Raw genomic sequence first — 6,641 nt, 5'->3', positions numbered from 1 at the left:
GTGCGCGAAAGCGACGCGCTGGCCACCCGCTCCGGCGGTGCGCTGGACGACATCCTGGCCCGCATCGGCGATTCCGGCGGCGAGGTGCGGACCATTGCCGCCATGGCAGAGGCGCAGGCGCGCGGCGGAGAAGACGTGGGACGCGCCGTGGCGGAAGTGGACGCCATCGCCCGCGAAACCGCGCAGGGCATGGCGGAATCGGCCCATGCCGTGGCCGGGCTTTCGCGCCTGGCCGGGGAACTGCAACACGTCATGGACGGCATGACCTGCGATGACGGGGGGCAGCCCCCCCGCGATGGCGAGGAATCATAGACAGCGCGCCAATGCTGCGGAATGGGATACTGAGGAAGGCGGCACGACACAGGATTGTAACGGTCGTCACAACAGGCCGTAACCTGCGCTGGATACTTCTTGTGGCGCGTTGACGCTGAACCGCACACAATTACCCCCAACCGGGAACCGTCAGGGAGGTTTGCAATGAAGTCGATCAAGAAAGTGGCGCTGGCCGCCGCGCTTGTGCTGTCGCTGGCCGGTGTGGCCGAAGCCCGCGACCAGATCCGCATCGTGGGTTCCAGCACCGTGTATCCCTTCTCCAGCGCCGTGGCCGAAGAATTCGGCGCCACCAACAAGCAGTTCAAGTCGCCCGTGGTCGAATCCACCGGTTCCGGCGGCGGCCACAAGCTGTTCTACGCGGGCGTCGGCCCCGACACCCCGGACATCACCAACTCCTCGCGCCGCATGAAGGTCGAGGAACTGGAAACCAACGCCAAGAACGGTGTCACCGACATCACCGAAGCCAAGATCGGCTTCGACGGCATCGTCATCGCCCAGAACATCGGCAACGGCGACATGAACCTGACCCTGAAGGATCTGGCCCTGGCCGTGCTGGAAGAAGTGCCCGTGGACGGCAAGCTGGCGCCGAACCCCTACAAGACCTGGAAGCAGCTGAACCCGTCCCTGCCCGACCGCAAGATCGTCATCTACGGCCCGCCCGCCACCTCGGGCACCCGCGACGCCTTCATCGAAATGGTGGTCGAAAAGTTCACCGGCAAGGACGAGACCTTCAAGGCCGTGCTTGGCAAGGACGCGGCCCAGTACAAGAAGATCCGCCAGGACGGCCCCTACGTGCCCGCCGGTGAAAACGACAACCTCATCGTGCAGAAGCTGACCAAGGACACGGAAGCCGTGGGCATCTTCGGCTACAGCTTCCTGGCCGAGAACAAGGACCGCATCAAGGGCTGCACCGTGGAAGGCAACCCCCCCACCTTCGACAACATCTCCTCGGCCAAGTACCCCATCTCCCGCGCGCTGTACTTCTACGTGAAGGACGCCCACATCGGGAAGATTCCCGGCCTGAAGGAATACGTGGACCTGTTCATGTCCGAAAAGATGATCGGCGACGCCGGCTACCTGAAGACCATCGGGCTGATTCCGCTGCCCGCCGCCGAGCGCGAAAAGGTGCGCAAGGACGTGACCGGCTTCAAGAAGCTGACCGCCGAAGACCTGAAGTAGCCACAAGCCGCACGTGCCGGGGAAGGGATACGCCTTCCCCGGCCTTCACCATTTCCGGGGGGTGCGCGCCCCCCGGCCAACGGGAACGCACATGACCATGGGAAGCGCGTTGCAGATGGCCCTGATGGCCATATTGCCGCTTTCGGTGCTGGCGTACATGGCAGCCCGCCGCAGGGCGGGGGCCGACAATGCGCGGGGCACGGAATTTCATTCGCCGCTCGTGTATTACGGGTGGTATTCGTGCCTGTGGGTGGCCCTGCCGTCCATGGGGCTGTTCGTGCTGGCGGGGCTGCTGCACCTGCTGCGCATCGCCACCGTGCCCGGCCCGGTGCTGGCGGGTGGGGCCGTGGCCCTGGCCGCGTTCGGCCTTGTGTGGTCGCAACGGGCCATCGGGCGCGATTTCCGCGCCATCCACAGCGTGGAAGGCGCGGTGCGCTGGGCGCTCATCGGCGCCTCGTGCATTTCCATCCTCATCACCATCGGCATCGTTGTCTCGGTGGTGTTCGAGGCCATGCAGTTCTTCCGGCTGGTGAACCTGTGGGACTTTCTGACCGGCACCAAGTGGAGCCCGGAGACGGCCTTCCTGATTTCCACGGGCCGGGCCGACGGCAACGTGGCCACGCCGGAATTCGGATCGCTGCCGCTGTTCGCGGGCACCTTCTACATCACCGCCGTGGCCATGCTGGTTGCCGTGCCCATGGGGCTGTTCGCCGCTGTGTACATGGCCGAATACGCCAGCCAGCGGGTGCGGCGCATCGCCAAGCCCGCGCTGGAAATCCTGGCGGGCATCCCCACCGTGGTCTACGGGTTCTTCGCCGCCATCACGGTCAGCCCGCTCATCGTGCACCTGGCCGAGTCCATGGGGCTGGAGGCGGAATACACCAACGCGCTGGCGCCGGGGCTGGTGATGGGTGTGATGATCATTCCCCTTGTCTCCTCGCTGTCGGACGACGTGATCAACGCGGTGCCCCAGGCCATGCGCGAAGGTTCGTACGCGCTGGGCGCCACCACGTCGGAGACCATCCGCAAGGTGGTGCTGCCCGCGGCCCTGCCGGGCGTGGTTTCCGCCGTGCTGCTGGCCGTGTCGCGCGCGGTGGGCGAAACCATGATCGTGGTCATGGCCGCCGGGCTCATGCCCAACCTGACATGGAACCCGCTGAAGAGCATGACCACGGTCACCGTGAGCATCGTGGATTCGCTGACCGGCGACCAGGCCTTCGACAGCCCGCAGACGCTTTCGGCCTTCGGGCTGGGCCTTGTGCTGCTGGTGCTGACGCTGGTGCTCAACGTGGTGTCGCTGGTGGTCATCCGCAAGTTTCGCGAACAGTACGAGTAGGGGGGCACCAGCATGGCATCGTTGTTCGGCATTGACGAAAAGAAGCTGCTGCGCAAGCGGCGCGCGGCGGAAACGCGCTTTCGCCTGTGCGCCATCGCCGCGCTGGTTCTGGCCGGGGCGTTTCTGGTGTTCTTTCTGTTCGACATCACCATGAAGGGCTACCCCGCCTTCCAGCAGGCGGAACTGCTGGTGTCCGTGAACTATACGACCGAGGCGCACGACAATCCTTACGCCGCCATGGACCCGGATACGGTGCAGATCGTCTCGCGCAGCTTCACCCGGCTCATCCCGTCCATGATGGCCGAGAACAGCAGGCTTATCGGCACCACCAAGGAAATGTGGGTGCTGGCCAGCGCGGACACTGATCAGTACTTGAAGGGCAATGCCAACCGGCTGAAGCCGAGGCACCAGGCACTGGTGGACACCATGCGCCAGGAAGGCAAGGCCCGGCTGGCCTTCAACTGGGGATTCTTCGAGGCGGGCGATTCCAAGCTGCCGGAGCTGGCGGGCATTCGCGCGGCGGCCATCGGTTCGCTGTACGTGCTGCTGATCACCCTGGCCATCAGCTTTCCCGTGGGGGTGATGTGCGCGGTGTATCTTGAGGAATTTGCGCCGGACAACCGGCTGACCCAGATCATCGAGGTGAACATCAACAACCTGGCGGCCATCCCGTCCATTCTGTACGGGCTGCTGGGGCTGGCCATCTTCATCAATTTCATGGGGGTACCCCGGTCGTCGGCCCTGGTGGGCGGGCTGACTCTGTCGCTGATGACCCTGCCCGCCATCATCATCAGCACGCGGGCGGCCATCCGGTCCATACCCCCGTCCATCCGCGAGGCGGCACTGGCCCTTGGGGCAACTCCGTTGCAGGTGGTGTGGCACCACGTGCTGCCGCTGTCGCTGCCGGGCGTGCTGACCGGCACCATCATCGGCCTGGCCCGCGCCATGGGCGAAACCGCGCCCCTGCTCATTGTGGGCATGATGGCCTACATTCCGGAGGCACCGGAAAACTTCAACAGCGCGGCCACGGTGCTGCCTGCCCAGATATTCACCTGGGCGTCGGATTCGCAGCGGGCCTTTTCCGAGCGCACCGCCGCGGGCATCATGGTACTGCTGGTGCTGCTGCTGGGCATGAACGCCACTGCCATCTGGTTGCGCAACAAATACGAGCGCAAGTGGTAGGGGGCGGCGCGAGCCATGCTTGGTGCCAGGAAATAGGCAGAGATGCACGAACGGCGGCCCCCCAGGGGGCCGCCGTTTTCGCGCGTGGAGGGAGGGGGACGGTTACAGCGCGGGGCCGCCCACCACGGCGTCGGGGAACAGGGGGGGGAAGAGATCGGAAAGGGCAAAGGTGGGCAGGGCCACCCGCACGGGGGCCACATGGGTGGCTGCCTGAAGCAGTCCCGTCCGCAGCAGCAGGCTGAGCACGCGGCGGCCCGTGCGCTGGCTTTTGCCGAGCACCATGGTGGCCATGCCGCGTTCCATCGCGCCGGTTTCAAAGACCAGGGCCAGCAGGCGGGCCACCAGCGCCGCGTCCTCCGGCCGGAGGACGCCCGCCGCCTGGGGAGTGCCCACAAGATGCCGATGCACCACGGTCTGGTAGCGCAGGGCGATGTTCCGGACGTCGAGGCTGGTGGCCATGAAGCTGATCTGGTCCAGGCAGGTTTCGAGGACGAACGCGCAGAAGTCCGCCAGGTCGACCAGGCCGAAGCGGCCGTCGCGTTGCGGGTCGGCGGCGTTCAGGTGGATGAAGTACCCTGCACGGTCGCGGGAGATGCCGCGTGAGAAGGACCAAGCGCCGCTCTCGTTGATTCCGGCCGCACGCAGGTAGAGTTCGGTCAGCAGGCGCACCACGCGGCCGTTGCCGTCACGGAAGGGGTGAAGCCACGTCAGCCTGTGGTGGCTGGCGGCCGCCGCGATGAGCCTGTCCAGTCCGTGGTGGCGGTCTGGCGCGTATGCTTCGGCAAACTGGTGCATCAACCCGGGCAGATCGCGGGCCAGCGGGCCGTGGATGCTGGCCCCGCCGTCCACGGACACTTCGCGGTCGCGCAACTGGCCGGGCGCCACGGAAATGTCGGTGAACCGGCCCCCGGAATGCACATACTGGTGCGCCTCGGGCAGGTGGCTGAAAAATTCGCGGTGCATGTCCAGCAGGAAGTCCGTGGAGCAGATGTCGCGTGGTGTTTCCGCCAGTTGCCGCAGCAGGGTCGACTCCGTTTCCACGTGGGCGAGGCCCAGTTCCTGCGCGTAACGGCGTTGGTCGTCGGGCGAAAAGCGCTGCTGGTACGCGGCCTCGATGGCGAAGATGGACGTCCTGCTGCCTTCGATCAGGTTGCTGTGGTAGCTGTTCAACAGCTTGACGCGCTCGCGCAACGTATCCGCCGTCAGTGGATGCAGGCTGCCGTCCAGTTGGGCGGAGGCGCGCACCACCGCCAGCGCCTGATCGCGCAGTTCATCAAGATGTTGTCCCTCGGGCAGGACGGGAGCCAGCGTGGCCGGTATGTTGTCCGGTTTCATATGCCGAATATATAGGGAGATACGAACAAAAAAGCAATATGTTTTGGCCGGTTCATTGGCCGGTTCGTAGCGTGGGTTTGGGGAGGAGGATTCGCCCGCCCACGGCAGCGGGAGAAGACGGTTGCGACTTTTATTGACTTCGATTTTCAATTTCAATACACAGGGGGTGCCGCCGACGTGGCCCGCCCCGTACCGATGACGCTGCCCCCTGCGCCATGACCACGAGGCAAGCGGGCCGCAACCCCCGTCGGCGTCACGCCTGCTCCGTGGTCGTTCCGCGTTGCGCCGTCATGCGGCGGGATGCGGCAATGGCCCGGCAGGGCGGCGTGCCCGGCATGTGCCTTCCCCCACATGGTGTCGGTTCAATACGCCTCGCTGCGGGGTTTGCCGGGTGCGCCGCGCCTTACGGCGGATCGCCTCCGACTTCGTCGGAGAGCATCTGCCGCCGCCTCCTCTCGCCATTCCTTCATCCCTGGAGCCTTCATGATTCCTTCCCAGATCGCCCGCGCCCTTGCCACGCTGGTGGCCATCCGTCGTCCCGTGTTCCTGTGGGGCGCGCCGGGCGTGGGCAAAAGCCGGGTGGTGGCGCAGGTTGCCCACGACCTTGGCATGGATCTGCGCGACATCCGCGCCGTGCTGCTGGACCCCGTGGATCTGCGCGGCCTGCCCACCATCGACGCCGCCGGGCGGGCCCGGTGGTGCCCGCCCTCGTTCCTGCCCGATGACGGGCGGGGCATCCTGTTCCTGGACGAACTGAACGCCGCGCCGCCGCTGGTGCAGGCCGCCTGCTACCAGTTGATACTGGACCGCCAGCTTGGCGAATACCGCCTGCCGGACGGCTGGGCCGTGGTGGCGGCGGGCAACCGCGAGCAGGACCGGGCGGTAACCCACCGCATGCCCACCGCGCTGGCCAACCGCATGGTGCACCTGGACTTCGAGACGGACCTCGACGACTGGCTGGGCTGGGCGCAGTCCGCGAACATCCGTTCCGAGGTCACGGCCTTCCTGCGCTTTCGCCCGCGCCTGCTGCACGACTTCGACCCCGCCGTGGCCGACCGGGCCTTTCCCTCGCCGCGCACCTGGGAATACGTGTCCGACATGCTGGCCGCCGGGCCGGACGAGGCCGTGGAATACGATCTGGTGCGCGGAGCCGTGGGCGAAGGGGCCGCCGCCGAATTCGCGGGCTTTCTGCGGGTGTGGCGCGACCTGCCGGAGCCGGACGCCGTGCTGGCCGCCCCGCATGACGCCCCGGTGCCCGACGAACCCGCCGCCGCCT

At 66.4% G+C, this 6,641-nt stretch carries 5 protein-coding genes and 1 pseudogene; 5 read left to right on the top strand and 1 reads right to left on the bottom strand.

The genetic code is table 11. The features are described 5' to 3' along the window. The 4 genes and pseudogenes from FVW27_RS04685 to pstA form a co-directional block, all read left to right on the top strand. Positions 1-312: pseudogene (locus FVW27_RS04685) on the top strand (methyl-accepting chemotaxis protein); the annotation flags it as partial. Positions 313-477: 165 nt separating this feature from the next. Next, positions 478-1,512, top strand: a complete 1,035-nt coding sequence (locus tag FVW27_RS04680; protein ID WP_167123173.1) for a PstS family phosphate ABC transporter substrate-binding protein — start codon at positions 478-480, stop codon at positions 1,510-1,512. A 91-nt stretch (positions 1,513-1,603) separates the two neighbouring features. Further along, the gene (pstC, locus tag FVW27_RS04675) at positions 1,604-2,848 is read left to right on the top strand and encodes a phosphate ABC transporter permease subunit PstC (protein WP_167123171.1); all 1,245 of its coding nucleotides are present in this window, start codon (positions 1,604-1,606) and stop codon (positions 2,846-2,848) included. A 12-nt stretch (positions 2,849-2,860) separates the two neighbouring features. Next, on the top strand, positions 2,861-4,030 hold the full coding sequence (pstA, locus tag FVW27_RS04670) for a phosphate ABC transporter permease PstA (protein WP_167123169.1): 1,170 nt from the start codon (positions 2,861-2,863) through the stop codon (positions 4,028-4,030). Between the two features lie 102 nt (positions 4,031-4,132). On the opposite strand, the gene FVW27_RS04665 is transcribed toward pstA, so the two are convergent. After that, on the bottom strand, positions 4,133-5,365 hold the full coding sequence (locus FVW27_RS04665; protein ID WP_167123167.1) for a Fic family protein: 1,233 nt from the start codon (positions 5,363-5,365) through the stop codon (positions 4,133-4,135). 483 nt (positions 5,366-5,848) lie between these two features. Here FVW27_RS04665 and FVW27_RS04660 point away from each other — a divergent pair. Further along, positions 5,849-6,641: AAA family ATPase (locus FVW27_RS04660; protein ID WP_167123165.1), on the top strand; the 793-nt coding region annotated here is incomplete at its 3' end.

Source organism: Nitratidesulfovibrio liaohensis (assembly GCF_011682075.1).
Lineage (GTDB): Bacteria > Desulfobacterota > Desulfovibrionia > Desulfovibrionales > Desulfovibrionaceae > Cupidesulfovibrio > Cupidesulfovibrio liaohensis.
The sequence above is the reverse complement of the archived record's forward strand: the minus strand, read 5'-3'. Positions and strand labels throughout refer to the sequence as shown.